The 2,131-nt window shown below is 38.2% G+C and carries 2 protein-coding genes and 1 pseudogene; all 3 read left to right on the top strand.

Features of this window, described 5'->3' with window-relative positions; all coding sequences use genetic code 11:
- Nucleotides 1–914: pseudogene (locus ACVRZH_RS09985) on the top strand (hypothetical protein); the annotation flags it as partial.
- Between the two features lie 18 nt (nucleotides 915–932).
- A complete protein-coding gene (locus ACVRZH_RS09980; RefSeq protein ID WP_447455127.1) occupies nucleotides 933–1,406 on the top strand; it encodes a hypothetical protein in 474 nt (157 codons plus the stop codon).
- Nucleotides 1,407–1,409: 3 nt separating this feature from the next.
- The gene (locus tag ACVRZH_RS09975; RefSeq protein WP_447455126.1) at nucleotides 1,410–1,991 is read left to right on the top strand and encodes a hypothetical protein; all 582 of its coding nucleotides are present in this window, start codon (nucleotides 1,410–1,412) and stop codon (nucleotides 1,989–1,991) included.
- The last annotated feature ends 140 nt before the right edge of the window (nucleotides 1,992–2,131 follow it).

Here is a 2,131-nt window from a genome sequence, read left to right as displayed (position 1 = left end):
GGGCTTCCAATGTGGCAGAAGCAGGACAAGATATTTACCTAGGCTATAAAGGTGATGGTAAAACCTTAGCCATCAACCCCATCCGAGATACCCTCTTCATGGGAAATGATAAACTATACCATCAAGTTGGAGGTCTTTTTACAACAGCTAGTGCGGTGATGATACCCATTGGACAAACACAGAGTGTGACTAAAGGTCTCGCTGAGTTTGCGATAGGCGAAGTTGGAGGCTTTGTCGGAGGTCAGGCGGGTTATCATGGAACCAAACTCCTTGGAGGAAGCGAAGCTGATGCCGAGCGTGCAACTTTTGTAGGTAGTATCATAGGAGGCTTTGCGGCATCGTCTGCGGCGAGTAAGTTTAGTTTGAACAAACTGACGACGAAAAAAATGCCTGACCAAGCACCGCCGTATAATAAGGAGCAGGTTCTTAAAAACCTTGAAGAGAGTCGTCTTGCTCGAGAGAGTTCTAATTTTAGTAAGCATTTAGAAGTTGAGAAAGCTGTCCATAGTAGGCTTGAACATAAGGCACAACGTTGGCTTGATTACCAAAACAGACAAGGTAAGTGGTCGTATCAACGCTGGAGTAAACAATATGATGTTAACATGAAAAACAATACATTTGGTTTAGAAAGAGAGCGTCTTTATAGAGAGGTTCTAGGCGGAGAATCGAGAGTATTGAAAACTGCTTTTACTTTACGACAGATTGACCGTATGGATGGCAATGTGTTACAACAGTTGAAAACAGGTAAGGTATCGCTAACAAAGCAAGCCAAAATAGACATTCAAAAGGATATATACTTAAAAAACCAAGGTTATGATGTTAGCTATGTTTTGGAAAAAGGAGCTTCAAAGCCGTTTTTACAGGCGTTGGATGACTATGATATTAATTATTTTATTGGTTCTATAATTGATTGATTTTATAAAGAGGTAAACATGAAACTAGATAAGGCACAAGAATTAGAAAAATTAGAAGAATTCATTTTTTCAATAGATGATTTACTTGAAGAAATTACTGAGAAGGCTATGAATCAAGGTTATAAATTGGATTTAAGTATGGACAGCTTAGGTGATTTTGCAAAATATATCAGGAATAACGGAATTCAAAATACAAAAGAACATATGATTGATTTTATTAATTGTTGGGTGTATCTTGGAGAAGTATTTCGTTTAAAAGTTCCTGATTCAGAATGGACAGTTGGTTTAGAAAATCCAAGAAATATTAATTACGGTTTATATTTTTTAACAGGATTTGATGAAAATGGTTCTGAATTTATTCCGATTTTGTATGTTAATAATTTCACGAAAAAGGTGATGGATGCTACAGATGAAATTTTTTTCTCACGTTTAATAGACGGGGTAGTTAATCCTAAACCAATAAATTTAGATTATTTACCTACAGAAAAGTAATAGTTGGTACTCAAAAAATCACTTGAAGAATTAGTTTCTTTAAGTGATTTTACTATAACTGTAGCGGATAGTCTAGTAGCTATTGTAGCAACCGCAGGAGCAGCAACTCCTCTTGTTGTAGCAGCTGGTGCAACACTTGGTACGGGTACTGCTTTATATGGCTATTCGAACATGATCGAGGCCGAACAAGATATTATTTATGGCTCTTTAGGAGATAGTAAGAGTTTTGCGGTCAATCCTATCCGAGATACCATTTTCTTGGGAAATAACCAACTCTATCATCAAACTGGTCAAATCTTTAGTATCGGTAGTTCCATTATTGCACCAATTGGTCAAACAGGAAGCATTGTAAAAGGCCTAGCTCAATTTGGTGGCGGTGCTTTGGGAGCATGGGGCGGAGGAGAACTTGGTTATCACGGAGCCAAACTTTTAGGAGCTAGTGACTCACAGGCCAATGCGGCGAAGTTTCTAAGTAGTATGGCTGGTGCTTCGGCAGGTTCTTCCTTGGCAGGGAAGTTTAGTTTGAATAATGTAGATGCTCCGAAAAAAACATGGGTGAATCTGGAGATTATCAGTATAATATGATCGAGAATCCTGATCCTTTAGCCGATATTGACGAAGTTGCCGCCTCTAGTTTTGCAAGTGGTAAATATAATGTAAAAGTTTTAGAGGAGGATACAGTATTTTTTAGAGCTGGGAATTCAGAACGACCGCTAGGACAATAT

The sequence above is a fragment of the Streptococcus fryi genome (assembly GCF_053206505.1).
The sequence above is the reverse complement of the archived record's forward strand: the minus strand, read 5'-3'. Positions and strand labels throughout refer to the sequence as shown.